A 26204-nucleotide genomic window follows, 5' to 3' on the forward strand; every position below is an offset into this window, starting at 1 on the left:
CGTCGTCGTCGAGAAACATGCGCCCAAGGGAAAACGCCGACAACGTCATGCTCCGTTGACGGACTGTTTCCCGTTTGCATCGCAATGCCGGCGTGCGAGCGCACGCTGCGAATTCAGTACGCCGCGAACGGGAACACCACGCCCGCACTCACTTCGTGGACGTCGGTGTGCTGCGGTTGCACCGCGAGGGGATCGATGGAGTTCTTGGTCAGCGTCGATTCACCGAAGCGAGACGACCAGGATTTGACTTCCTTGTGATCTTCGAGAACTTCGAGCGTCGTATCCGTGATCGTGGCCGCCGACGTGACGCTCGCCGACATCGTATGGCGATTGCTCGAGCAATTCGTCGTCGCGATGATGCGGCCGGCCTCGATGCGAAGTGTGCTGGTCTGCCGGAGTTGATACTTCTCGGTGAAGTAACTGTCGCCGGTACTCTGCGTTTCGGGGAGCTGCCAGGTACCATAAATGGCCTTGTCGCCCGATCCCGCCCCGATTCGCGTCAACTCGGACCGATTCCCGCTTGCATCGAGGCGGAGCGCATTGCCTGCAACGGTGTAGTCCAGCGGAAGACTCGCCGTGGTTTGCGCATAGCAATTCATGATGAAATGTTCTTCGACCACCGCGCCATGATCGTCATCGTCGCTGCTGCAGGCGGGAAAAACGGTAAGAGAAGCAAGAACCCCAAAAGCTAGAACGAAGTGTCGTTTCATGCCGGAGATGTCGGTCCGCTCCGGGCGTGAGTTGCGTCATTCGTTGGAAAAATCCACGTCAGTACGCCGCGAACGGGAACACCGCGCCGGCGCTCACCACATTGACGTCGTCGAGCTGCGGCTGCACCGCCAAGGTATCGATGGACGTCTTGGTCAGCGTCGACTCGCCGGTGCGTGATGACCAATGCTTGACTTCCTTGTGGCTTTCGAGAAGCTGGATCGTCGTATCGGTGATTGTGACCGGGGACGACGAGCTGGCCGACATCGTGTGCTCGAGGCTCGAGCAATTCGATGTAAGGGTGATACGATTCGCGTCGATGCGAACGTTGCCCGAAACCATGGCTTTGTGCTTCGCAGCATTACTGCCGGAGACGGGGACCGTCGGGAGCTGCCACGTACCGTAAATAGGCTTGTCACCCGATGCTGCCCCAGAGCGCGTAGCCTGTGAGCTTTGCCCATTCGCGGTGATCGTGAGGGTATTGCCCGAAACCGTGTAGTCGAGGGCCGGCCCCGCGGTGGTTTCGGCATAGCAATCCATGGTGATTGTCTCGACGACCGCACCATGGTCGTCGTCATCGCTGCTGCAGGCCGGAAAGGCCGCAAGAGAAGCAAGAACCCCCAAAGCCAGAACGAAGTGTCGTTTCATGCCGCTGATCTCGACCCGCTCCGAGGGTAAGTTGCGTCATTCGTCAAAAATCTCGCCGTCGTCGAGAAATATGCGCCCAGGCGCGCGGCGAACTCAGTACGCTGCGAACGGGAACACGACTGCGCCGCTCGCCAATGCGCCTTCGCCGAGTTGCGGTTGCACGGCCAAGGTATCGATGGACGTCTTGGCCACCGTCGATTCGCCGGTGCGCGACGACCAGTGCTTGGCTTCCTTGTGAGATTCGAGAACCCGAATCGTCGTATCGGTGATCGTGGCCGGAGACGAAGCGCTCACCGACATTGAATGCTCGAGGCTCGAACAGTTCGCTGTAAGGGTGACTCGGCCATCCTCGATGCGAATGGTGCCGATGGTTCTGACTTGATGCTTGGCGACGTAATCAGGGTCGCCGGCCACTTCGAACGGCGGCATCTGCCACGTACCATGAATGGGCTTGTCGCCCGAGGCGGTCCCAGAGCGCGTCATTTCGGAGCGTTGGCCGCTCTGAAGGAGAACGAGCTTGTTGTCCACGACGTGATAATCCATCTCGGGGCCCGCGAAAGTCTCGACGCTGCAATCCATCGTGAGCGTCTCGACGACCGTGGCCGTGCCCTTGTCGTCATCGTCATCGCTGCTGCAGGCCGGAAACGCCGCAAGAGAAGCAAGAACCCCGAAAGCTAGAAAGAAGTGTCGTTTCATACCGGAGATGTCGGCCCGCTCCGGGCGTGAGTTGCGTCATTCGTCAAAAAATCCATGTACGCGACGAGCCACACCTTTCTAGGAATCGTCTAGGAATCGATGGCACTCGAACATCGCAGGCGAACCGCTTGAAGCCTTGGGGAAAAGGAAAGCTCACCGGGGAAGCTTTTACGATTCCGCTGACGCAATCAACACCCACCTCGCATCAGAGTGAGCGAAGACGTGCGCGTGTGAGCAAAAGCATGCGCAGTCAGAGGGGGAATACAATGATGAAATCGAATTTGGTTCGCACGGGCATCGTTGGCTTCTTTGCGGCCACGCTTGGAGTCATGGGTTGCGCTTCAGGGGACTCGGACAACACGTCCAGCGATCAATTGCTCGGCGATCCCGCGGCACAGCAGCAAGATCCGGCCGCGGATGCGGATGCCTCCAGTTGCAAATCGTACTCGGGCCGCGCGGTTGCGGCGACGGTCAAGGTCGGGAAGCCCAACGGCCTGGGTGACTACGAGGACACGATCTTCGTGTCGGACACCAAAGCTCTTGCAAAAGAAGGCGGCCAGCAGACGGCCAGCCTGCTCACGGTCAATGCAGGCAACTTGGTGAAGGCTGGCGTGGCCAATGCCTCGACCGAAGGAGGAAAAGGCCGTGCGCATTCGCACTCCGCGGTGGCCAATGCGGCGCTCTTCCGCGACGCGCCGGTCGGCGGCCTTCTGGGCGACGTTCTCGGTGAAGACGGCCGCGGTGGAACCATCGCCATCGACTTGCGCCCCATCCTGAACGATCTCGGGGTGACCGATCTCGTTTCGAACCTCTTCGGCAAGGGTGGACTGCTCGAACACGGCATCATCGTGGACGTGGTCGAGGAAGACGCGTGGGCCTACTGCGACAAGAAGGGCAAGCCCCACGTCGGTGCCGGTGTGAAAGTCGTGAACCTGCGGCTCAATGGGAAGCCGATCCAAATCACCACGGATCCGAACCAGATCATCGACCTCGGAATCGTGCGTATCGCCATCAACGATCAGTCGGTGAGTGACAATGGCTCCTCCATCGATGCGGCCGCAATCCGCGTCACCGTGGCGGACATCGTCGATGTGAAGGTCGCGCGCGCGAGCGCGGGCGTCAGCTGCCGCTAAGGCAACGCGACGGGTCGTCGTAGGACGCGTTCCGCACTGTCGAAAGCCCCGCCTGCGCCGCAGGCACCGGCGGGGCTTTGGAACGATCGAAAGGCAGCTTATCTAGAAATAGAAATAGGAATGGAGCGCCACCTCCGAAGAATAAGGCTGTATCGAGGCCTCGAGCCCCAGAGCGACGTCCTTCCCGAGCGAGCTGCGAAGCGTCGCACGAACGTCGTACGTGGTACTCAGGCTCTGGCCGGGCAGATAGGACAGGGTTCCGGTGAGGAGCCCCACCGTCTTTGCCGGCAACCGGACCCGTAGCCCTGCATAAGGCCCAACGCCAACGCGGACGAAACTTCCGCCGATACCGTCGAGCGACGGTGAAAAGGCTACGTAGGCATCGGCCATCGCGAAAAAGGCAAGATGCTCGCTCTCGGTTGCGATGGTCGCGCCCACGGCACCATCGAGACCGTGCGCAAAACAATCGGAACAACCTCGGTCGTGCAAGCGCATCCCAAAGCCGCGCGCGCGCCACGACAGAGCCTTCTCGAAACGGGTGAGCGGTTTGAGCGCCAAAAGCTCGGCGAAGGTGAGCTTGTCCAAAGTCAGCGACCGCTGAGCCAAGTCATAGCGCAGCCGTGTATCGAGGAATTGTACTTGCAAGAGCTCCGGCTCACCGTCCGGCGGATCGGCCAGATCGTGAAGGGCCAGACGGTATCCCAAGGTGCCAAATGCACCTTCGTATTGTGTCGTGACGCCGGTTCCGATATCGACCCGCAGCGAACCATGCCCCTGCTCGGGGGCCTTGTCGCGCGGCATGGGGATCGGCGTCTCGGGAATGCCCGCCGCGACGCTGCGGCGGCGCCGAACGAGCAACGCCCTCGACGCGGCGTACCCCGGGTCGTGCTCGCCGCCAGCTATTTTGGCAAAGCGCGCATCGAGAACCAGAGCCGCCGTGTCGAGCGCACGCGCCGCTTCCTCCGGCGAGAAACCATGGGGCAAGGCGGCATTCGGATCGCGCGCGAGGCGTTCGGCGGCGTCTTCTTCTTCCGCGTCCATCTGCGACGTGTGCGCGCGAAGCTGGCTGCGAAGCGAAGGGCGATAGTGCATGGCGCGCACCAACCCGGGCACGCTGAAGAGCGCTTTGATGGTGTCTTTGGGCAGCACCACCGTGTTGAGCCCCGCAATGAGGTTGATGCGCGGCGCCACCGATTCGATGGCGTCGAGGATTTGAAACGAGCAATTCTTGGTCAAATAGAAATAATCGATGTACGTCGGGCCGAGCTCCCATAAATGATCCATGAGGAGCGAGACCTCCCGCGGGCTGAGCGCCAGGTCGTACTCCCAGAGATCGCGGCCCTCGGCGTTGCCGTATTCACGAACTTTGAATTCGTACGAATGAAATCGGAACACACCTGGAAAGAGGCCGGTCATTCCTTTGAAAGCGTATAGAAACGGGTTCGCCGTGTCCGTGTTCGCCGTGTAATCGATGCCGAAATCGACTTGGTCGGCCGGGCGAGCATCACCGGGGGCGCGGCGCTTTTTCAAGCGAAGGAACGTGTGCCCGAAGGCCGAGGCCGGGTTGTTCAGGTAATTGGCCGAATAGACGACCATGACCGACTCGGTGGCCATCTGCGCCTCGTAGCGCGAGAGGCCCGGGCACGCGGGGGCGCGCAAACGTTCCTCGAAGTGGAGCTCCTCGTCCAAAAGGCGGCGACGCGCAGGAAATCGGCATAGGGCGTGCTCGTCCTCGCGGCCGGGAACCACCGGCGCCTGGAAGGCTTCCAAGGTCGCGGTGAGCTCGGCGTCGGGATCGTGCTTACCGTCGGGCGCGAGAAAAAAATGCGGCCCGTCCACTTCGCTCACCAGGTTGCCCCACAGACCGGGGCGGTAATGCACCAGCCGCCGCCACCCTATCGATCGCGCAATCCCGAGCTCGCGCGCCCGCTCGAGGAGGTCCGGCTCTGCGGCACGCGCGCTCGAGGCGACGCCGAGGAGCACCAACGCGAGGGTGAGCCAAAACGCGATTGTGGCCCCCATCGTGTCGTTGGAATTCGGCATCAGGCTATCGCGTAAATCACCCTAGAGTCAGAGCAAATACCGTGCAAACCAGGAAGTGGCGCGCTCGCGCAAGAGCGGATGCTCCACGATGGAGCGATGCCCCGCCCCGGGAACGAGGACGAGCTCGGCGTGCTCTTTTCCCGCCGCGAAGATTTGCTGCGAGTGCGCGGAGGGGATGCGGCGATCGTCCTCGCCGTGGATCAGCAGAACGGGGCTCGTCGTGTGCGTGATGGCCACGACCGGGCTCGCTTCGTCGGGATCGAAATGGCCTTGCTGCCCTCCCCGGTCGATCACCTCGTTCACGAAGCCCGACGGCAGCGGCAGCACCGCGTAGGCGGGCACGACCGATCGCAAACTGGCAAAGGGCGACACCGCCACGACCGCGTGCACGCGTGCATCGCGACCGGCCCATTCGAGGGCGGCGGCGGCTCCGTACGAATTGCCCATCACCCCCACGGAACCGATACGCAGGCCGCGAGCTTCCACCGCATCGAGCACCTGCGCGAGATCGCGCGATTCGAGGACGCCGTAGGAAAGGTCGTCGCCCGTCGACCTGCCGTGCCCGCGGAGATCCACCAGGATGACGCGGAAGCCCGCGGCGGTGAGCATCTCCGACCAGATCCGCATACCGGATTCGACCTTGCTCCCACGAATGCCGTGCAGCACGAACACGGTCGCCTTGGCGCGCTCCGGCGGATCGACCACGGCGAGCGACAACGTCGCCGCGGGCGGCCCCACCGCCACGCGCACCTCACCGAGCTCGGGCTCGGCCGGGGCCGGCGAGCCCCGGCGCGGTGCCTTCACGATGACCGTGGCCAGCGCATTCTCGAGCGGTGAACATGCGATCCGCGCAAAGGCCAGCATCGCGCCCAACGCGAACATGGCGCGCAGGGCACGATGAGACCTGCCGGGAACCTGCATGGGTTCCCGAGTGTACTACGCGGGGCGGTACGTCGCCGATTGGCCGGGGGCCAACTTCACCTGCGTGCTCCACGCGCCCGCGCGAAGCCTCGTTTCGCTGCCGCCCACGCTGCGCACAGTCACCGTGGTGACCTTGCCATTGCGCCACGCCACGTCCACGACGAAGCCCCCCCGTGCACCGATGCCGCTGATCTGGCCCGATTTGGCCCACGCGGATGGCAGCGCCGGCAGCAGCTCGATGACCCCCGGCCGCGAGTACAGGACCATCTCCAGCATCGCCGCGGTCGCGCCGAGGTTTGCCTCGATCTGGAAGATGGTGCGGTCCCCGAGGCTGTACATGTCGAAGAAGTTCGGCGCCGATCCGTTCTTGAGGTCGATGGATGGCTTCATCACCGTGCCCAGGAGCTTGTAGGCATTCTCCGCATTCTTGAGGCGCGCCCAGCACGCCGACCGCCACGCGCACGCCCACCCGAAGCTTTCCATCCCTCGTGCCACGAGCAGATTGCGCACGCCCTCGATGAGCTCCGCCGAGCTCTCGTCCGTGTTGATGCGGTCGCCTGGGAAGAAGCCGATGAGCGGCGACAGGTGCCGGTGCGTCGTCTCGCCCAAGTTGTCCGGCGACATCCACTCCTCGAGCCACCCCGTTTTTGGGCTGACCACCGGAAGGTACAATTTCGCCTGCAGCGCACCGAGATCGTTGGCAAACGACGCATCCACGCCGAGCAAAGCCGCCGCCTTGCGCGTGTAATCGAAGAGCATCCACGCGCCCTCTTGGCAATACGTGATGCCAAGGGCGTCTTGGGGGCCATGCTCGGGCGACCAATCGCGATCGTCGACCAACACCTCGCGCGGCTGCCCATCCGGCCCGGTCACGGTGGTCGTGATGAGGCGCGCCTGCCAAAACTCGGCCGCGCCCTTCAAAAGCGGATAAATTTTGCCCAGGAAGTCTCGATTCTGCGTGTACTCGTAATGCTCCCACAACGTCTGGCAGAGCCAGGCATTGCCACCGGGATGCCACCACCAGCCATTGCCGCCGTAAATGTTGGTCGAATAGGCCACCGTCCAACCGGCGATCTTGCCCGACGAATTGCGGAATCGGTTGCGCGGGTCGTTGAACAGCCGCTGCGTCGCATCGCTCCAATAGGGCAATTGCGACAGGCAATAATCGGCCAGCACCTCGAAACAGGGCGAGAGCCCGGCGCGATCGGCCAGCCAGTAATTCATCTGGATATTGATGTCGGTGTGGTAATCGCTAAACCATGCCGGATTGTTGGTCTCGAGCCACAGGCCCTGCAAATTCATGGGCAACCAATCGCGCGAGCCCGTGATGGTGAGGTAACGCCCGAATTGCAAATAGCTCGCCTCGAGCTCGGGATCCGGCGTACCGCCGTCGGAGGCGCGCACGCTCAAACGCGTCCATGTGTCGTACGAGCGCTGCGTGGCCGTGGAGGTGCCCAGGTTCACGGTCATCGTGTCGTAAAGGGTGCGGTAATCCGCAGTGTGCGTGGCCTGCAGTCGATCGCCGGCGACGGCGACGGACGTGCGCGCGCGCTGGATGGCAATGGCCAATGGGTCGACGGTGCCATCGATGAAATCGATGCTCGGATCGGGGCGGTAATTCGTCCCGCCGCTCACCACGATGACCACCTCTTTGCAATTGGTGAAGGTCACCGCCGAGCCGCTGATGGCCACGGTTCCGCCCACACCGCGCGCGGTCGCCACGGCCGCGTAGGCAAGGCCATTGCCCAGAGTCGACTGGATACCGCTACAGAGCGAGTCGGCGTACACCGACGTGGTTTCCCCGCGCGTGCCCTCCACCGTGACCGAGCCGGTGAGCCGATCGGTACCCGAGGTGACACGCATCCGAATGACCACGACGTCATCCGGGTGGCTCGCGAACACCTCCCGCCGGTATTGCGTGCGTTTGCGTTGATACGACATCGTCACGAGGCCGTTGCTCAGATCCAATCCGCGGCGAAAATTCGTGATGGCCGACATTCCGTGGCCGGGCACGTTGATGCGAACGTGCGCCAACTTGAGAAAGGATCCGAAGTGCGTCCCCTCGTAGGAAAACTGCCCATCGTTGTCGAGCGTGTCGTTGGCATCGCCCATCCATAGGCTGCCGTCCGTGAGGTAAAGAAAGTCCGTATCGGGGTCACCGCCGACCAATGCGCCGAGCCGCCCATTGCCGACCGGAAGGCCTTGCTGCACGACCAAGGCCTCGTCCGCCGGCGCGGGGTACCAAAGCGTGGTCGCATTGGCCTCGGCCACCGCCGTCGATTCCTCCTTCGAGGGCCGCTCGATGGTGGCTGCCGCCGCGGTAAAGGGCCGAAGCCCGCCGAGCATGGTGGTCAGGCCCAATGCACCGCTGCCCCGCAAAATGGCGCGACGCGACAAACGGGACAATCGAGATTGCGAATCGAGTTTGCGCATCGTGCGAGACTCTGCCGGCGGGCGGCACGGCGTCAAGCAGTATCGATGATATGCGACATCGTAGTCTTCTTTTATTTTGGGGTTTGGTTTGCAAACGCCCGCCGCAGGTGATCGACCAAGGCGCGCACGCGGGGATTCTTCCTGTGTTCGGCGCGATGCAGTGCGGTAGCCGTCACCTTCCCGCAAAGCCACTGCGGGAGCACCCGCCGCAAGGTGCGCTGGCGGAAATCGTCCATGACGAGCCAATGCGGCAGTTGCGCAATCCCGATGCCCTCCAGGGCCAATTGCCGAATGGCGAAGGGAGCATTGCAGCGAAAGACCACGTTGGGCCGGGCGCGCACCTCACCGCCGTCGCGCCAGAGGATCCACCCATCCTGCGCATTGCCGGCCGGATGGGAGAGTGCATCGTGCTTTCCAAGCGCCTCGGGCGTCTTGGGCTCCCCGCGCTTCTTCAAATAGGCCGGTGATGCCACGAGCACACGCTCGTACGAGACCAGGGTGTGCGCCATGAATCCGGTGCTCGACGGCGGCTCGCGCCCCACGCGAAGCGCTACGTCGACGGCGTCGGCAATGAGGTCGACGAATCGATCCTCGAGCCGAAGGTCGATATGCAACTCCGGGTGCTCGTGCATCAGCGCCCCCATGAGCGGCACCACGCACGCGAGCCCGAAGCTCACGGGCGCGCTCACCGTGAGAAGGCCCGCCACGCCTTCCGCACGGCCGATGGACTGCGCGCTCTCCACGTCGCGCAAGATGCGCACGCACCGCTCGTAATATGCCCGCCCGGCATCGGTGATGGTCATCTTTCGCGTGGTGCGCAGCAAGAGCGGTGTGCCGATGGCCGCCTCCAAGGTGGCCACCTGCCGGCTCACGGCGGCCGCGGAGATGTGCAGCTGTTTGGCGGCCGCAGAAAGGCTGCCCGCATCCACGACGCGCACGAAGGTGCCCATTTTCTCGAGCAGATCCATCCCTCCCGAGGATGCCCGATTCGTAACTTCAGCGCAAAAATGATCTTCGCCGGCCGCGTCTACTGGGAAGACCGCCGAGGCGCCATCTTCTTGGCCAGGAGAAACGCCATGAACTCATTCGAAGGCAAAGTCGTTCTCGTGACCGGCGCCAACTCGGGCATTGGAGAGGCCGCGGTGCGGGCCTTCCAGGAAGCCGGCGCGAACGTGTTCGCCATCGTCCGCCGCCAAGACGCCCTGGAGATCGCGCGGACGCGCCACCCGAAGATCCACTGGTTGCTCGCCGACGTTTCCAAGTCGGGCGACGTCAAAGCCGCCGTCGAAACCGTCGTGCGCGAAGCCGGACGGCTCGATGCGGTGGTGAACAATGCCGCGCTGTTTTACCCGACCCCCATCGAACACTCGGCCGAGGACCTCGTGCGCCGCCAATTCGAGGCCAACGTTTACGGCCCCACGTACGTCCTGCAAGCCGCCCTGCCCGCGCTGAAAGAGCATCGTGGAACCGTGGTGAACATCAGCAGCGCAGCGGGCCACATGCCGGCACCGAAGGCCGCACACTACGCGGCGACCAAGGCCGCGCTCGAGTCGCTCACACGGTCGTGGGCGCTGGAGCTCGCACCGCACGGGGTGCGGGTCAATGCCATTGCACCCGGCCCTACCGAGACCCCCGTGTTCGAGAAGACCGGCTTGCCCGCCGAGGCGGTTCCCGGATTGAAGGAGACCTTCAAGAAGATGGTCCCGCTCGGCCGCATGGCCACGACCGACGAGGTCGCGCGCTGGATCGTGGCCATCGCCGATCCGAGCGTCACCTGGCTCACCGGTCAGGTGCTCTCCGTGGACGGCGGCATGAGCCTCATGTGACCTTCAGACGCTGAACGCGCGAGCGCATCAACGCCATGTATTCCGCCTCGGACGTCTGCCGGCGTGCCGCCACGAAGCTATGTCGTCCGACGTCGAGTCGACGGCGGCGAGCAACTCGTCGTAGACCGTCTGCGTCGCCGCCATGAAGGCGTCGTAGCCGGTCAGCGCGGGATCGTGCGCCACCTCGGCGCCGAGGCGCTGGCGGAAGTTGCTGTCGAGTACGCCGCCCGGCTCGAGGATCTTCACGGTGATGTTGTGCGCGCGAAGCTCGTACGCAAGCGCCTCGGAAAAGCCTTCCAGGGCGAACTTACTTGCACAATACACCGACAGCGCCGGCATGCCGAAGATGCCTACGCCGGAGCTCACATTGAGGATCATCCCGCCTTGCACCCGTGATGAGGACGGTGTTTCGCATGTTCTCGTCTCCCCGTTTCCTTTGGTGCAAAGGACGATGGGCCCCGCTACGGATGAAACAAGGGCGCGGCCGGCGCCGAGCTGGACAGGTCTTGCCCAGCGGCCAGGGAACGACGTAGAACCAAAACGACGTGACGTGGAAAACGGTGTTCGGGCAGCTTGCGCGATGCGCGCTTCGTGCGATGGGCCTTCTGCTTTTGCTGCTGACGTCCTCGTGCGCCAAGTTGGAGTACGTGCGGCAGGCGGCCGCCGGCCAGTACGATCTCGGAACGCGCGCGCGAAACATCGACGAGCTGGTGGACCAGCGCCACGTCGACGCGCGCACGCGGCGGCTCTTGTCCGAGGTGGCGCGCATCAAGGGTTTCGGTGAGCAGAACGGGCTGACCCCCACGAAGAACTACCGCAAGTACGTGCGGGTCGACCGCGACTTCGTGGTGTGGGTCACCAGCGCCTCCGAGCCGCTTCGCTTTCGCTCCAAGTCGTGGGGTTTTCCGCTGGTGGGCAGCTTCACGTACCTCGGATGGTTCTCCCAGAAGGATGCGCAGGCGTACGCCAAGGAGATCCGCAGCAAGGGGTGGGACGTGGACGTGCGCGGCTCGGCGGCGTATTCGACCACCGGGTACTTCGAGGACCCCGTGCTTTCCACGATGATCCGCGAGGGCGACGCCGCCATGGGATCGCTCACCAACGTGATTCTGCACGAGATGACCCACGCGACCTTTTTCGTGCGGCGCCAATCCACGCTGAACGAGAGCGTGGCCAACTTCGTGGGCAACACGTTGGCCGAGACGTACCTCGAACGGACCATCGGCCCCGACGCCAAGGAAACGGTGGCCTACCTGGCCTCCCAAGAGCAGATCCGCCGCCGCGGCGAGGCCATGCGCGAGGCGTACCGTTCACTCGACCTGCTGTACGGGTCGACGAAGCCGAAAGAGGAGAAGCTCGCCATCAAGAAGGAGCTCCTGACGAAGCTCCGCGCGAACCTCGGCTTCAAGCGGCCCATCAACAACGCGACGTTGATTCAATACAAGACGTACAACTCGGGCCAGGACGAATTGGCCCTGCTCTTGGCCTCGTGCGACGACTCCTTCCCACGTTTCATCCGGGTGCTGAAAACACTGGAGACCAAGACCTGGCCCAAAGATCAAGAGAAGGACATCGGACGCATCATTCTGCCGTTGGTGACCTCGAATGCGTGCCGCGCGGCCCAATAGGCATTATGTAGAGAGACCTCATGCTCTTGCGAATCATCGATAAGTCTGGCTCGGCCGTCGAACTCGTGCTCGATGCTGGGGCCCACGTGGAGCGGGCTCTCGCGGAGGTCGATGGCACATCGGGCCTTCGGAGCGCCGATGCGGCGCAGCTCGCGAACGTCGTCGCGGCATTGCCCAAAGAGGCCGACCAGCTCGACGTTCGCGTCGAATCGACGCGGGCGGAATTTCTCGCGAGGCCGTGGGAGCGGCTGTCGCTCGCGGATGGGCCCCTGGCAGCGTCGAGCTTCGTGCGCCGCTTCGTGGGCGACGGCATTTCGGAGGACGACTCGGAGCGCGTCTACGACTTGGCGCCCTCCGGGCTGCGCGTCTTGCACGTGGTGGCCGGGGAACCGAGCGACGCCTTCGCGCGTGCGGTGGCGGCGTTCTGCGCCGAGGGCGCCATCGACTACGAGATTTTTCCCAGCGGGGCGCCGGAACCGCTGCAAGAGCGCTTGGCCGATCGCACGCGCGCCGTGCACATCCTGCATTACGACGGCACCGCCTCGGTGGAGGCGATCACGGTGCTCTGCGAGACGCTGGCGCGCCACAAAGTGCCGGTCCTCGCCGTCGATGCGCGCGCCTACGCCGATGGAGATCTCGGCGCCGTGGCGCTGGCGGCGCATCGCGCGGGCGTGGGCAATGTCATCGGGCTCGCGGAGGCCACCGATCCGTGGGCCGGCGGCCGCGCCTTCGAGGCCGTGTACCGTCAGCTCACCACCGGGGCGCCGCTGAGCAAGGCCGTCGTCGAGGCACGAAAGGAGCTCGCCGCCGAGCGAAAAGAGGGCGAGACGTCCCTCGAGCTCCTGCACTTTGGCGGGCAGAAGGTCACCTTCTTCGAGAAGGAGCAGACGCGGACCGGCCTCGCCGAGTCGCAAACGTTGGCCGTGGCGCGGCAGCGGTTGCTCGGATTCAAAGCCGCGCTGCTTCCGCCCCACGTCGCCCACGTGGGCGATGGCCCGGGCATCGAGCTTCTCGCGCGCGTGCGCGACGGTTCGTGCGCGCTGACCCTGGTGGGGGCGCCGGGGTCGGGCAAAACGCACGCCGCGCACCAGGTTGCGCTCCATTTGTCCCAGCGCAAGAACATCGACTTTGCGTTCTATTTCGATTTCACCTCCGACTCGTATTCCAAGGGCGACATGCTGGAGATGATCGCCCCCGTTCTGCAATTGGACGTGCGGCAGCGGGAGGAAACGCGGGCCGCGCTGAAGAAGCTGCGCTGCTGTTTCGTGCTGGATGCGCTGCCCGCGGCCAGTGGCAAACCCGATTGGGAGGAATTGCTCGATTTCGTGTCGGAGCTGCTCGGCGACGGACACATCGTCCTTGGAACGGGGGCGGCCGTCGCACCGAAGTTCGTCGAAGTTACCGTCGCTCCCCTCCCCGCAGGCGCGCAGCAGCGGGTGGCCGACGCGCGGCTGGGCGAGTGCTCGCTCTCGAACCGCGATGTGCGCGGCCTGCTCCGGGCGGCGCGTGGCAATCCGTTTCTCCTTCGGTACACGATTCCTCTGCTCGCCGGCTTCTCGGACGAGGAGCTCGTGCAGGCCATCGCAAAGCACATTGCGCCGGAGGCCTCGCCGGTGCAGGCCTTTTACGAGTGGCAATGGTCGGAGATGCCCGCGGCGCGGCAGCGCATGCTGCTCCTTTGCGCGGAGATCGAGGGCGTGCTGCTCGAGCTCATCATGGTCGGCTTTGGACAAGGCTCGCCCGAGGGCAGTGAATTCTCCGAGGCGCTCAACGCGTGGGAACGCAGCGGCTTCGTGGTGCGGGTGCCGCTCGGCCGCATGGTGGATTCGCGTTGCCTGCCCTTTCTCGAGGGCAAGCGCGAGGGCCGGTACGGCGACGAGGCGCGCCTCGAGCTCAGTCAGCGCTTGTGCGAAGGGTTGCGGCTGCTGGGGCAGCACCTGCGCAAGCAGCAGAATCCCGCGCTCGGGCAGTACCTCATCGCGCGGCGCGCGCAGTGGCGGGCGCACTTCGAGCGACTCTGGTTCGCCAAGGATTATCGGGGATTCATGGGCGCGCGGAACGCCTTCGACGAGCTGTTGCACCAGGCCCAGCTCGGCCCGGAAAGCGCCGAGTGGGCGCTCTACCTCGTGCGCCGCTCGCCCGAGCCACGGATCGACGGCGAGGTGAATCCGGAGGAGCAACTCGCGTGGCTGGCCCTCGCCACGCAAGCCCTCACCACGCCCCATGCGCAGAACGACGAGCACCTCGCGAAGGGCGCGGTCGTATGGCAACGATGGCTCGACGCGCGCCCCGCGGACGTGGACAAGCGCGAGCTCTTGCACTTCCAGCGCGCGGCCATGTTCCTCGACGTCTTTCATCGGAACCGGAAAGACTGGAAGGCCGCCATCGCGGTCAATGACAAGGCGTATCCGATTTACCGCCACGCCGAGGCATGGATCATGGCCATTCAAGCGCTCAAAGGCCTCGCGCGTTGCCACGCCGAACTGGGGGAGCCCGGCAAGGCCCTCTCCTACGAAGACGCCATCCTGAACGACGTCGTCTATGCCGGCGCACCGCCCGGCTTCGAGGCGCAGCAATGGTTCGACGTGGCCGTCGCACGGGTCACCCGCGGGGCCTTCGTAGAAGCCGACGCTGTGATCGCGCGGCTGCGGGCGCGCGACGACGCCAAGCCTTTTGGCGATGCCCTCGACGAATTGAAGGCCGAGGTGGACTTCCAGCAGGGCAACTACGACGCCGCGCTTCCGCACCATTTCAAAATATGGACGCGCGCCGCGCAATCCGAACAGCGCCCCGTGCTCGACCGCCTTCGAAAGCGCTTCGCGGACATCGAGCAAAAGCTGGGCGCGGACGCATTTCGCCGCGCCATGGATCAGCACCTGGCCGAGGGCATTCCGCGCCCGCGCTGAGGGGCGCCCCTCAGCGGCCGGACGAGGGCGACCGGTCTTACCGCAGAGAAGGACGGCTTCTCACCGGAAATACTTCTTCCAGCCTTCCGGCAAGGGGGCGCCGATCATCGTCTCGGCGCCCTTTTGATTGAGCAGGATGAAGCTCATGGTGCTCGTGAAGCAGTCGGCCCCGTCTTGGACCATGCGAATCTGGGCCTGCACGATGCGCGTGCTCTTGTTCGTGATCGTTGCCCGACCTTGAACCTCACGCTCGCAGCGCACGGGGCGCGGGAAGCGCGAGTTCATCGTCCCGGTGAAACCGAATTTGCCGAGCAGTGCAATGAGCGCCCAAACACCGACCTCGTCCGCCACCGTCGTGACCAAACCGCCGTGCATCACCCCCGGCGCCCCTTCGTGCGCACGTGCCGGCACGAAGTTCGTGACGACCTCGTCCCCTTCGACGTGGAATTTCAGCCTGAGGCCCGTCGGATGGTCCGGGCTGCACGCAAAGCAACGATTTTGCGGACCAAAGAGGCTGCCGTCGAGTCGGGTTCCGGGTGCGGGGGTCGTGCCAATGGGGTGCTGGAGCATGCTGGGCGCGACCCTAGCACGCTCCGCCGGCCAGTGCGCGTGATGCCCCATACGCCGACGGCGCACGCATCGATCGTCACCTTCCACCTCAAATCGTAGCCTAAGCAACATCTATTTCCGTTCACTCGCGCGCAACGAAAACTCGCGCTGCTTCGTTAATTGAATATTTCCGGTTCGCCATTCGGCGAGTCCATATCGCGCGAAATGACAATTTCACGAACACGATGTCCAACGAACACGCGGACGCTAATTTCATTTTTGGAAATGAGCTTTCAGATCCGCGCGTATCGAAATTCGTTATTCGACCAACGAGCATGGCGTTCGTTGCGCAAATCATTTGGAAATGGTCGAATTCGGCCGCGGGACCATGCAAGAACACACCGAAAATGATTCGGTTACGAAATGAAGTTCAAATTCCTCGACATGACGCGATTGAGACCTATCATGAGTAACTCAACCGGTGCTGTCGCGGCAGCTGGGGGATGCCGCGTCTCCTCTGTCTCGACTGAATGAGGGACATGTTTCGACGTTCATGGTTGGTCATGGCAGCAATGGCGTCCATCGCCACAGGATGCGCCACGCGTTCCCCGAGCGAGGACAAGCCGTCCTTGCAAGGTCAATGGCAAACGGAAACGGTGCAACTGCCCGTCACGTTTGCACCGGACATTTCGTTTCATGGACGAGAGGAGGTCCACACCCCTGCTGGATTCCTCGATCCGAACTCCGAGCGCTTTCTGTCCTACGCGTTCGTGTGGCGCCTCGATGGCGCGCCCGATCTTTCGAAGGCCTCCCTCGAACAGGCGCTGACCCGGTATTTCGTTGGCCTGGCGCGCAGCGTGGGTGAAGGCCAATATCCCATCGACCCGGCGCGTATTGGCGCAACCCTGGCCGAAATCGAAGGTCCGGCGGATGCACGTCCTACGCAGCATGTTCTGCGCGGCAAAATCCGTGTGCTCGACCCATCGAGGATCGGGCAATACATGACGCTCCACGCGGACGTTCGAGCCAGCTCCTGTGAAGGCTCCGGGCACCCGCAGGTCGTCGTCCGCGTCTCGCCGCAGGCGCGGACGCATGCCGTGTGGACGGAGCTCGATAGCCTGTTCGGCGCATTCGATTGTGCCCCGCCGCAAGAACGGGCGGCGCGCCAGCTGCGAGCATCGGCAAAGGATTTCTAGCAAATCCCCATCCCTCCCGTAGTGATGTGGACATCGATGCCGCGCGTCTTTGACAGCGACACGCGACCGGGATTCCATTGCGCCCTCGAAAGGGTTCCCAATGGCAAAAAAGTTCCGCCTTGTTGCATTCCTTTGTCTTCTGCCGACCTCCGTATGGGCCAATCCCTATCCGGATCCCAACCGCGTGCCACACGATCCCGTTTCGAGCGCGCCCTTGCCCGTAGACATTCCATTGTCCAGCGTTGCGGCCATTGCCGCCGGCGTGGACATCGTTCGCACCGAAATCGAATTTACCGAGCAAGGCGAACGATACCGATTGGCGTCCGCCGTCCTCGAGCGATCGGGCACCCAAGCTTTGCTCGCCCGAAGTCAGAAGCCCGATCCGTATGGCAGCTACCACGCCGTGCTGAAAGACGTCGACGGTCAGATCGTGGGCTACGATTCCATTGGCACCGGCGTGGAGTTCCGCCGGCTGACCCGCGCGCTGACCTTCCGCTTTCCCGTGCCGACCAAGCCCGCGGAGCTGACCGTCACCGCGGAGAACCCCTCGACCGGTGCCACGGAAACCGTGCTGCGAGCCTCCGTCGACCCGGGCACCCTGCCGCGGGTGCAGGTGGATCCGAGCACCATCGAGGTGCGCCTCTTGAAGCAAGCCACCGCGACGCCCGAGCTCGCGGTGAATCTGTATGCCGAGGGATACCTCACCTCGCGCAAAGAGCAATTCTGGAAGGACGCCAACAAGGCCGTGCGCGCCTTGGTGGACAACCATTTTCCGGGCGCGGAGCATTTCACCATTCAGGCGGTGTTTTCGCCGTCCAACAAGCAACTCGGCGCCGCGACGAACCTGGGCCAGCCCGTGCCGGAGCGCGACTCCTTCTTGGGACTCTATTATCCGTACTGGAGACCTTTCGAGCGCTGGTACAACGTGGTGTACCCCACGCGCGAATCGCGCTACCGCAAGGGCATCGGCAGCGTCCCCTACGATTACCCCATCGCCATCGTCGATAGCACGCGGTACTGGGGTGTCGGCAACTTCAACGAGCTCACCGCCATCCCGGGGAGCCATTCGTCCTTCGTGTACCTGCTGCTGCACGAGTTCGGGCACTACTTCGGCTTGAACGAGGAATACGAAGGCGGCGGCCCCACCGAGCTGCAGTTCGCGCCGGGCATCAGCGAGCCGTGGTCGCAGAACATCACCTTCACGCCCAACAAGAACACGTTGAAGTGGCGCCGTTGGGTCGCGGCCAGCACCCCCGTTCCCACGCCGGAGTCCCATTGGAACGGGAGCACCTACGGCGCCTACCAGGGTGGCTACGCCGACTCGGAGCCGCGCAACCATAGCCACAAACCGGGCTTCGACTGCACCATGGAGTCGGGCCGCCAGTTCTGCCCCATTTGCAAAGAAGCCATCCAGAAGAAGGTCGATTTCGACCGCGGGCAATAACGTCGCAGGCGCGCGCTAGGGGATCTTCGTCGGGCGGGGGGAGCGGCCCGCTTTGACGTTTCGGACCAGCCGGAGGACGTTCGCCGTGATGGCGTCGTCCGGCTGGCGCTCGTGGGCGGATTCCACCACCGCGAGCGCTTCGTCGAGATCTCCGCCGATGAGGAGGGCCAGGCCCAAGTTGGCTTGCAAGCCCGCGTCCTGCGGAAAGCGCGCATGGCCCTCGCGGGCCACGCGAACCGCTTCGTGGCCCTCCCCGCCCATCATGCATTGGATGGCGTACTCGCGACCGACGTCGGGCTGACCGGGATTCTCCGCGTACGCGCGGCGAAAGGCGTCCAATGCTTCGGTGTGCCGGGCGACGGCGCGACGGCACATGCCGACGAACCAAAGGGTGGACCAATCGTCGGGCAACGTCACCAGCACGCGCTCGAATTGCGTGATGGCGCGTTTGACTTTGCGCGTCTCGAAGAACCCGAGCTTCCTCGGCGGCACGACGAGGGGCATGACCTCGTTCGCCGTCTCCTTCCGCAACGCTTCGAGCTTCGCGGCGACCTCCGGATCCACGGATGGGCGCGTGCGCGCGGTGTACAGCTTTTTTCCCGTGCGCTTGTCGCGGTAGACCTCGACGCCCTGCTCCGTGCCGACGTACTCGAGGTACTTCTCCGCCTCCTCCTGCGTGTAGTGCGCGTTCGCATCCGGTCGCCACGAAATGGGCACAACGAGCGGCCCCGGCGACACGCCCGCGACCCACACGGCCATGACGCCGGCATAGGGCCCGAAGGCGAGCCACGTCGTCTCTGCATCCAATCCGCGCGCCCTGTCGACGCACGCCAGAGATTCCGGCGCGAGACCGGCCAAACGTCGCCCGAAGTGTTCGCGATCGCTCACGTTCATGAAGCTCGCGCGGGCAATCACGCCGTCGGTGCAGAAGGTGGCGTTCGGCACGGTGCGGGCAAAGGCCTTCACCCCGTCGGGCAGGGCCTCGACCCGCACCACCACGTCGAAGGCATCGACCACGAGGGCCACGTCAGCCGTCCTCGAGGATGACTTGCATCTGACAACCCGACAACGTGAGGCTCACGTTCTCGTCGCGCGGTTCTTCTTCGCTTTCTTCGGCGATTCTCGTCATGATCGCGCCCCCCGGGCGAATTTCGAGCACCCGCGCCCCCGCGGCAATGCGCCGATTGACCTCTTCGAGCCCGAAGAACGAAACGCCAGTTTCGATGTCCACACGAATACCAACTTCGAACGCCGCCATGGGACCTCCTCGAAAAATCCTACAATGGCTGCGCTCGAAGCGTCGGCCAATGTGGGTGACACAATGCGTCCGAGACAATCGGACGCTTTGACGCAGTATCATTTATGGCCAAAGCGTTGGCGCTACTTGACAATTCAGCGCTGACTGACACCATGCAAAAACTTAAAAAGGGTCTGCAAATACATTTGTCCGCCTGAGAATATCCCCATATCCGTCGATGGATGTTCGTGACCAACCCGGTCGTTCGCATCCGTTTGCGCAAAAAGCTCTTCGCAGAGGGATATGGATTTGCCTGAGTTACCTGACTCGCCCACACCCATGTAGCCCCACGTAGCAAAGGTCAGGAAGGAGGAGCTTCATGACGATATCGTCCGAGGCATGGTCGAAGTGCATTCCGCTCATCGTGCTCGTACTCGCCGGTTGCAGCATCCGCGGCAATACCGGCAGCGCGGGCCCCCGCGAATCGAATGAGCTCAATGCCAACGCGATCCCGCCGTCCGATTATCAACATGTCCAACTGGCATTGGGCGCCGCCGAATTGGGCGAACCCATGTCGCTCACGGTGTTGCCCGATCGATCCGTGCTTCATACGGCGCGGGATGGGACGGTCCGGCTCACGGATTCCGCCGGCAATACCAAAGTAGCCGGCAAATTGAACGTGTACGCGCACGACGAAGAAGGGCTCCAAGGCGTTGCCGCCGACCCGGGCTTCACCAGCAATCGATTCATTTATCTGTACTATTCGCCCACGTTGAACACGCCCGCGGGCGATGCGCCGGCCACCGGCACCGCCGCCGAGTTCGAGGCGTGGAAGGGCCATCTCAATCTGTCGCGTTTCGTCCTGAAGACGGATGGCACCTTGGACATGGCCAGCGAGAAGATCGTGCTGGAGGTGCCCAACGACCGCGGCCAATGTTGCCACGTGGGCGGGGACATCGATTTCGACGCCTCGGGCAATCTGTATCTGAGCACCGGCGACGACACGAACCCGTTCGACTCCAGCGGATTCACCCCCATCGACGAGCGCACGGATCGAAATCCGCAGTACGATGCGCAGCGATCCGCGGGCAACACCAATGATTTGCGCGGGAAACTGCTGCGCATCAAGCCGCAGGCCGATGGGTCGTACACCATTCCGTCGGGGAACTTGTTCGCGCCGGGCACCGCGAAGACGCGGCCCGAGATTTACGCGATGGGCTTTCGCAATCCCTTCCGCATGTCCGTCGACAAAGCCACGGGCATCGTTTACCTCGGCGATTATGGCCCGGACGCAGGCACCACGGATCCCAACCGCGGCCCGAGTGGGCAGGTGGAGTTCGATCGCGTCACCGGTCCGGGCAACTACGGCTGGCCGTATTGCACGGGAACGAACACCGCCAACGAGACGTACACCGAGTACACCTTCCCCAGTGGGCCCTCGGGCGCCAAGTACGATTGCGCCAATGGCCCGACGAACAACTCGTTCCGAAACACCGGATTGACAACGTTGCCACCCGCCAAACCAAGCTGGATCCGGTACGCCGGCGACGAGGGCTCGCCGCCCGAATTCGGCAGCGGCTCCGAGTCGCCGATGGGCGGTGAGTTGTACCGGTTCGATGCGAATCTGAGCTCGGCCATCAAGTTTCCGCAGTCGCTCGACGGGCGCTACTTCGCCACCGAATACGGGCGTCGCTGGATCAAGGCGGTGGAAGTACGAAGCGACGGCTCGCCGGGCATCATCGAGGATTTCCCCTGGGCGGGCACCCAGATCATCGACTCGCGGTTCGGTCCCGACGGAGCGTTGTACGTGCTCGACTACGGCACCGGCAGCGACAACCAGGCGCTTTATCGCATCGAGTACATCGGCGGGCAAAACCGCAACCCCATTGCCAAGGCGGCCGCCGACAAGACATCGGGACCGATACCGCTCACCGTCGCGTTCTCGTCGGGCGGAAGCAGCGATCCCGAGGGCAAGCCGCTGACCTATGCGTGGAATTTCGGCGATGGCACCTCGTCGACGGAGGCGAATCCGACGCACACGTACACGACGAAGAACACGTTCCAGCCCACGCTCACGGTGCGCGATCCCGAGGGGCTTACGGGTTCGGCGAGCCTGGTGGTCACCGCGGGCAACACCGCACCCACGGTGAATTTGCAAACACCGGTGCACGGGCAACTCTTCTCCTTCGGCGACACGGTGCCCTTCACCGTGAGCGTGAGCGATCCCGAGGATGGCACCATCGATTGCAACAAGGTGAAGGTCACCTATTTGCTCGGGCACGATAGCCACGCGCACGCGATCACGTCCAAGAATGGGTGCTCGGGCTCGATCGTCATTCCGGTCGATGGGGAACATGACGCCGCGGCGAACATTTACGGTGTGTTCGACGCCGAATACACGGACAACGGCGGGCTCACCTCGCACAGCGTGAAGCGGCTGCAGCCGCGGCACCGGCAGGGCGAGCACTTCAGCGCGCAGAACGGGATTCAGATCGCCGGGCACGGCGCGGCCGAAGGCGGCAACACGGTCGGATTCACCGACAACGGCGATTGGATCTCCTTCGAGCCGTATGCGCTGGGCAACGCGACGAAGTTCACCGTGCGCGTTTCATCCGGCGGCGTCGGCGGCACCCTCGAGGTGCGCGCGGGCTCGGCCACCGGCACCTTGCTTGGCTCGGTGGCCGTGGCCAACACGGGCGGCTGGGAGACCTTCGTCAACCTGTCGACGAACGTGAGCAATCCGCCCAGCGGGACCACGACGCTCTACCTCGTCTTCAAGGGGCCCACCGGCCAGGGCAACCTGTTCGACGTCGACGCCTTCACCTTCGAGTCGTCGCAGAATGCGGACCCCGATCAGGTGCTCGTGTTCTCGAAGACGGCGGGGTTCCGCCATGACTCGATTCCGGCCGGGCTCGAGGCCATCCGCCAATTGGGCGCGGCGAATGGCTTCTCCGTGACGGCGACCGAGGACGGCACGGCGTTCAATCCGAGCAATTTGGCGTCGTTCAAGGCGGTGGTGTTCCTCAACACGACGATGGACGTGCTCGATGCCACGCAACAGAATGCGCTGCAGGGGTACGTGGACGGCGGGGGTGGCTTCGTCGGCGTGCATGCCGCCGCGGACACCGAATACGACTGGCCCTATTACGGGCAGCTCGTGGGGGCGTGGTTCAAGAGCCATCCCGCGGGGACCCCGCAGGCCGTGGTTCGGACGGAGGATACGTCGCACCCGGCCACGTCCCACCTCGGCCCGACGTGGACGCGCGTCGACGAGTGGTACAACTACCGCACGAACCCGCGGGCCAACGTCCGCGTGCTCCAGAACGTGGACGAGAGCACCTACTCCGGCGGCGAGATGGGCGGCGACCACCCCATCACCTGGTGCCATGCGCAAGGCAGCGGGCGCTCGTTCTACACGGGGCTCGGTCATACTATCGAGTCCTACTCGGATCCGGCGTTCCGCACGCTCTTGCTCGGCGGCATCCGGTACGCAACCGGCGCCGTCACCGCCAATTGCACGCCGAATGGGACACCACCGTCGACCATCGAGGGCGAGTCCTTCACCTCGGGCTCGGGCGTGCAGATCGCGGCGCACGGGCCGGCCAGCGGTGGCAACACGCTCGGGTACATCGACAACGGTGACTGGGCTGGCTACGCATCGGTGAGCACGGCCGGAAAGACGAAGTTCTCGGCGCGCGTCTCGTCGGCGGGCGCAGGCGGGGTGATCCACATCCGCTCGGGCTCGGCCACGGGGCCCGAGCTCGGGTCGGTCAACGTAAGCCCGACGGGCGGCTGGGAGACGTTTGCAACGGTCTCGACCACATTGACGGGCAATGGATCGGGCGCGCTTTTCCTGACGTTCACGGGTGGGTCCGGTTCATTGTTCGACATCGACACATTCACGATTGCGAACTAGTCGTACGTTTAAACGAAGGAGCGTCCAAGGAACTAGACACGAACACAGCGAGGGGCGGTACAATCGGACGGATGGCCGCCTCTCGTGGTTCCAAGTTTCCTTTTTGGCTGCAGATTACACTTGGTTTGGTGCTGGGCGCGTTGCTCGGTTGGCTTGCCAAGACGTACGAGATCGCTTGGCTGAGCACGACGCTCGAGAAGATCGGCTCGCTCTTCGTCCAATTGCTGAAGCTGGCCGTCGCACCGCTCGTCTTCTTCGCCATCCTGCTCTCCATCACGAACCTGCGGCAGGTGAAGAACGCCGCCCGCCTCGCCACGCGCACGTTGCTCTGGTTCATGACGACGTCGCTCATTGCGGTGGTCCTCGGCATCGGTATCGGGCTGCTCACGAACCCCGGCGCCGGCACCGGCCTGACGGCGGCCGATGGAAAGCAGCCGTCGCACACGGGCTCGTGGATCGACTTTCTCACGGGCATCGTTCCGTCGGACATGGTGACGCCGTTCACCAAGCTGAATGTGCTGCAGATCGTCTTTCTGGCCACCGTCGCGGGCATCGCGGCCTTGAAGCTCGGCGACAAGGCGGAGCCGGTGCTGGCGTTCAGCCGCTCGGTGTTGGCGCTGCTGCAGAAGGCCCTCTGGTGGGTCATCCGCCTCGCGCCACTCGGCACCTTGGGCCTCGTGGGCAAGGCGATTTCGACCTACGGGTGGAACCTGCTCGGCAAGTACGCAACGTTCACGGCGGACATCTACGTGGGCTGCGCCATCGTGATGTTCGGCGTCTATCCGCTGCTCCTGTGGACCGTGGGAAAGCTCAATCCGGTGCACTTCTTCAAGGGCGCGTGGCCCGCCCTTCAATTGGCCTTCGTGTCGCGCTCGTCGGTGGGCACGATGCCGGTGACCCAAAAGGTCACCGAGCAACTCGGCGTCCCGCGGGAGTACGCCTCCTTCGCCGTGCCGTTCGGCGCAACGACGAAGATGGACGGTTGCGCCTCGATCTACCCCGCGCTGGCCGCCATCTTCGTGGCCCAGATCTTCGACGTGCCCTTGGGCCCCGGTGAGTACCTGCTCATCGTGTTCGTCTCGGTCATCGGCTCCGCCGCCACCGCCGGCCTGACCGGCGCCACGGTGATGCTGACCCTGACCCTGTCGACGTTGCACCTGCCGCTGGCCGGTGCGGGTCTGCTCCTGGCCATCGATCCCATTTTGGACATGATGCGCACGGCGACCAATGTGGCGGGCCAAATCGTGGTGCCGCTGTTGGTCGCGGCCAAAGAGGACATCTTGGATCGCGAGGCGTACGACCGCGCTGCGAACATCACGACCGATGCGGTGGAAGCACCGGCGGAGTAGCGCCTCATCGGCTCACGACTCGGGGCGGCATACGGGCCGATGCGTGACCTGGGGTGGCTGCGCCTTCATGTCGCGAAGCAACTTGATCGCGCGCTCGGCGTCCCCTCGCCCCGATGCGAATCTGTCCCTCGCGACTTCGCACAACTCCAATCCTATCGTTCTCGGGTGAAAACGAGCGCAGTGCGACTGTGCAGGATTTACGTAGCAAGCTCTTTCGGCTTTCGTCATGGCGCCCTCGATGCCCTCGCACTCGACGGCCTTTCTCTCGTACGCCGCGCGCGCGATCACGTGGAACGATTCCACGATGTCAATCTGGGTATCCAGAAATTCCGATGAGTCCTCGGTGCTGCGGCGGGAGCTCTCCGGGACCCTCGCCATCAGCAGCTTGACGAGCATTTGACCGCATCGTGCTTTCAAGTCTGCCCGCGAAAAGGTCGTCACCATGATGGGCCCCAACGCCTGCGGCGCTCCGTCGCCACCATCCGTCTTCTCGTCGACGCCCAGGGCGTCCATGCGCGCGAGCTCGCTCGGCCCGATGGCCCGTGGGTCGACAAGCACGTATCCGCCACCTTCGTCGGCTGGCACCGTCGGAAGTGGTTCGAGTGTGCACGCGCGCTCGATTTCGACATGGAACTGCGCATCGAAGAGGTCTCGCCGCTTGTGCACCAAGATCCTTTCGCAGACGCGTCTTTCGGACTCGCCGGCACCCGACACGACGATGTCCATCCAATTTGTCATGGTCGGCAGGGCACCCAAGTAGAAGACGAGGCGAGCGCGATGTGCCGCCTGCCCCGATGGCACGGGGCGCGCAGAAACGGGCGCACCAACGGTTGGCGGCGACACGTCGACTCGCACCGTGGAGTTGGGCGAAGCTGCGCACGATGCCGCGAGCAAGCCAGCGACGACCGAATGGACTCGAGACGAAAGCATGTCGTTCGAACGAACGTACCAGCTGGGCGTGAGATGACACACGATCGACCCGCGCCTCGTTACCCCGGCGTCCAGTGAGAATCAACCATTCACCCTGTGAGTGTGCGCTTCCCCCCTCCACTCGGGTGCAGGATTTCCCGTAGGAAGGCTGCCATTTTTTGGAGGCAACCAGGACGTCCGCGTGGCCGATACGTTCTCCAACAGGAGAGTGAGACCATGATCGCCTTGGGGAAAATGTCGTTTCTTGGACTTGGCGTCGTCGCGGGCATCGTTTCGGTGATGGGCGTGCATCTCGCATCAGCCCAATCGCGAACGACGAATGCCGTCGCAGCCACCACCACGGTCACGGCGGATACGGACGTGTCTCGGATCCGTCAGGGTTACGCCAAGCCTTATCAAGTGCAACTCGTCAACGGGCCTTTCATCCTTACGGATCTGGCTGTACGGGGATCAACTTCGGACATCTCGGTCCACATCGTGCCCGGAAGCACGTGCTCGACGTCCGGAGATCCCATTCTGTACACGGACACGACCCCTCATCACGGTATGCGAATCGCGGTTCCTACGGGCTCCGTCGCCTGCATCACGTCCAACTCCTCCAACGGCACGGCCTGGTCCGGCTTCATCCCGTACTGAGAGGG

21 protein-coding genes are annotated in these 26204 nt (G+C 63.8%); 9 read left to right on the forward strand and 12 right to left on the reverse strand.

Features of this window, described 5'->3' with window-relative positions; genetic code table 11:
• Window positions 1–113: 113 nt before the first annotated feature.
• From LVJ94_28340 to LVJ94_28350, 3 genes are all read right to left on the reverse strand, one after another.
• On the reverse strand, window positions 114–710 hold the full coding sequence (locus LVJ94_28340; GenBank protein WXB00819.1) for a hypothetical protein: 597 nt from the start codon (window positions 708–710) through the stop codon (window positions 114–116).
• Window positions 711–768: 58 nt separating this feature from the next.
• Window positions 769–1356: a hypothetical protein gene (locus LVJ94_28345; GenBank protein ID WXB00820.1), complete on the reverse strand. Its 588-nt coding sequence runs from the start codon at window positions 1354–1356 to the stop codon at window positions 769–771.
• Between the two features lie 93 nt (window positions 1357–1449).
• The gene (locus LVJ94_28350; GenBank protein WXB00821.1) at window positions 1450–2052 is read right to left on the reverse strand and encodes a hypothetical protein; all 603 of its coding nucleotides are present in this window, start codon (window positions 2050–2052) and stop codon (window positions 1450–1452) included.
• Window positions 2053–2318: 266 nt separating this feature from the next.
• On the opposite strand from LVJ94_28350, the gene LVJ94_28355 reads away from it, so the two are divergent.
• Window positions 2319–3185 (forward strand): hypothetical protein, encoded by an 867-nt coding sequence (locus LVJ94_28355; GenBank protein ID WXB00822.1) that lies wholly within the window; start codon window positions 2319–2321, stop codon window positions 3183–3185.
• A 102-nt stretch (window positions 3186–3287) separates the two neighbouring features.
• Here LVJ94_28355 and LVJ94_28360 read toward each other — a convergent pair whose 3' ends face one another.
• The 4 genes from LVJ94_28360 to LVJ94_28375 form a co-directional block, all read right to left on the reverse strand.
• Complete coding sequence (locus tag LVJ94_28360; protein ID WXB00823.1) at window positions 3288–5228, reverse strand: DUF4105 domain-containing protein; 1941 nt, start codon at window positions 5226–5228, stop codon at window positions 3288–3290.
• A gap of 27 nt (window positions 5229–5255) precedes the next feature.
• Window positions 5256–6149 (reverse strand): alpha/beta fold hydrolase, encoded by an 894-nt coding sequence (locus tag LVJ94_28365; protein ID WXB00824.1) that lies wholly within the window; start codon window positions 6147–6149, stop codon window positions 5256–5258.
• Window positions 6150–6164: 15 nt separating this feature from the next.
• Window positions 6165–8582 (reverse strand): glycoside hydrolase family 95 protein, encoded by a 2418-nt coding sequence (locus LVJ94_28370; GenBank protein ID WXB00825.1) that lies wholly within the window; start codon window positions 8580–8582, stop codon window positions 6165–6167.
• Between the two features lie 71 nt (window positions 8583–8653).
• The gene (locus LVJ94_28375; GenBank protein WXB00826.1) at window positions 8654–9550 is read right to left on the reverse strand and encodes a LysR substrate-binding domain-containing protein; all 897 of its coding nucleotides are present in this window, start codon (window positions 9548–9550) and stop codon (window positions 8654–8656) included.
• A gap of 108 nt (window positions 9551–9658) precedes the next feature.
• On the opposite strand from LVJ94_28375, the gene LVJ94_28380 reads away from it, so the two are divergent.
• Complete coding sequence (locus tag LVJ94_28380; protein ID WXB00827.1) at window positions 9659–10408, forward strand: SDR family oxidoreductase; 750 nt, start codon at window positions 9659–9661, stop codon at window positions 10406–10408.
• A gap of 27 nt (window positions 10409–10435) precedes the next feature.
• On the opposite strand, the gene LVJ94_28385 is transcribed toward LVJ94_28380, so the two are convergent.
• Window positions 10436–10786: an SDR family NAD(P)-dependent oxidoreductase gene (locus LVJ94_28385; GenBank protein ID WXB00828.1), complete on the reverse strand. Its 351-nt coding sequence runs from the start codon at window positions 10784–10786 to the stop codon at window positions 10436–10438.
• A 167-nt stretch (window positions 10787–10953) separates the two neighbouring features.
• On the opposite strand from LVJ94_28385, the gene LVJ94_28390 reads away from it, so the two are divergent.
• A complete protein-coding gene (locus LVJ94_28390) occupies window positions 10954–12036 on the forward strand; it encodes an aminopeptidase (GenBank protein WXB00829.1) in 1083 nt (360 codons plus the stop codon).
• Window positions 12037–12056: 20 nt separating this feature from the next.
• Complete coding sequence (locus LVJ94_28395; protein WXB00830.1) at window positions 12057–14942, forward strand: hypothetical protein; 2886 nt, start codon at window positions 12057–12059, stop codon at window positions 14940–14942.
• 60 nt (window positions 14943–15002) lie between these two features.
• On the opposite strand, the gene LVJ94_28400 is transcribed toward LVJ94_28395, so the two are convergent.
• The gene (locus tag LVJ94_28400) at window positions 15003–15512 is read right to left on the reverse strand and encodes a PaaI family thioesterase (GenBank protein WXB00831.1); all 510 of its coding nucleotides are present in this window, start codon (window positions 15510–15512) and stop codon (window positions 15003–15005) included.
• A gap of 542 nt (window positions 15513–16054) precedes the next feature.
• Here LVJ94_28400 and LVJ94_28405 point away from each other — a divergent pair.
• Together LVJ94_28405 and LVJ94_28410 are read left to right on the forward strand one after the other, a co-directional pair.
• Complete coding sequence (locus LVJ94_28405; protein ID WXB00832.1) at window positions 16055–16687, forward strand: hypothetical protein; 633 nt, start codon at window positions 16055–16057, stop codon at window positions 16685–16687.
• Between the two features lie 100 nt (window positions 16688–16787).
• Window positions 16788–18131 carry a M64 family metallopeptidase gene (locus LVJ94_28410; protein ID WXB00833.1) on the forward strand — a complete coding sequence of 448 codons (1344 nt, stop codon included), beginning with the start codon at window positions 16788–16790 and terminating at the stop codon, window positions 18129–18131.
• A gap of 15 nt (window positions 18132–18146) precedes the next feature.
• On the opposite strand, the gene LVJ94_28415 is transcribed toward LVJ94_28410, so the two are convergent.
• Both LVJ94_28415 and LVJ94_28420 read right to left on the reverse strand, forming a co-directional pair.
• Window positions 18147–19157, reverse strand: a complete 1011-nt coding sequence (locus LVJ94_28415) for a tetratricopeptide repeat protein (GenBank protein ID WXB00834.1) — start codon at window positions 19155–19157, stop codon at window positions 18147–18149.
• Window position 19158: 1 nt separating this feature from the next.
• Window positions 19159–19389 (reverse strand): hypothetical protein, encoded by a 231-nt coding sequence (locus LVJ94_28420; GenBank protein WXB00835.1) that lies wholly within the window; start codon window positions 19387–19389, stop codon window positions 19159–19161.
• Window positions 19390–19747: 358 nt separating this feature from the next.
• Between LVJ94_28420 and LVJ94_28425 the strand changes: the two genes are divergently transcribed.
• Both LVJ94_28425 and LVJ94_28430 read left to right on the forward strand, forming a co-directional pair.
• The gene (locus tag LVJ94_28425) at window positions 19748–23284 is read left to right on the forward strand and encodes a ThuA domain-containing protein (GenBank protein ID WXB00836.1); all 3537 of its coding nucleotides are present in this window, start codon (window positions 19748–19750) and stop codon (window positions 23282–23284) included.
• Window positions 23285–23355: 71 nt separating this feature from the next.
• Window positions 23356–24633, forward strand: coding sequence for a dicarboxylate/amino acid:cation symporter (locus tag LVJ94_28430; GenBank protein WXB00837.1), 1278 nt, complete (start codon window positions 23356–23358; stop codon window positions 24631–24633).
• A gap of 12 nt (window positions 24634–24645) precedes the next feature.
• Here the strand turns inward: LVJ94_28430 and LVJ94_28435 are convergent, their stop codons facing one another.
• Window positions 24646–25371 carry a hypothetical protein gene (locus LVJ94_28435; GenBank protein ID WXB00838.1) on the reverse strand — a complete coding sequence of 242 codons (726 nt, stop codon included), beginning with the start codon at window positions 25369–25371 and terminating at the stop codon, window positions 24646–24648.
• Between the two features lie 408 nt (window positions 25372–25779).
• On the opposite strand from LVJ94_28435, the gene LVJ94_28440 reads away from it, so the two are divergent.
• Window positions 25780–26199, forward strand: a complete 420-nt coding sequence (locus LVJ94_28440; GenBank protein WXB00839.1) for a hypothetical protein — start codon at window positions 25780–25782, stop codon at window positions 26197–26199.
• Window positions 26200–26204: the final 5 nt, after the last annotated feature.

It is taken from the genome of Sorangiineae bacterium MSr11367, assembly GCA_037157805.1.
GTDB lineage: Bacteria > Myxococcota_A > Polyangia > Polyangiales > Polyangiaceae > Pendulispora > Pendulispora rubella.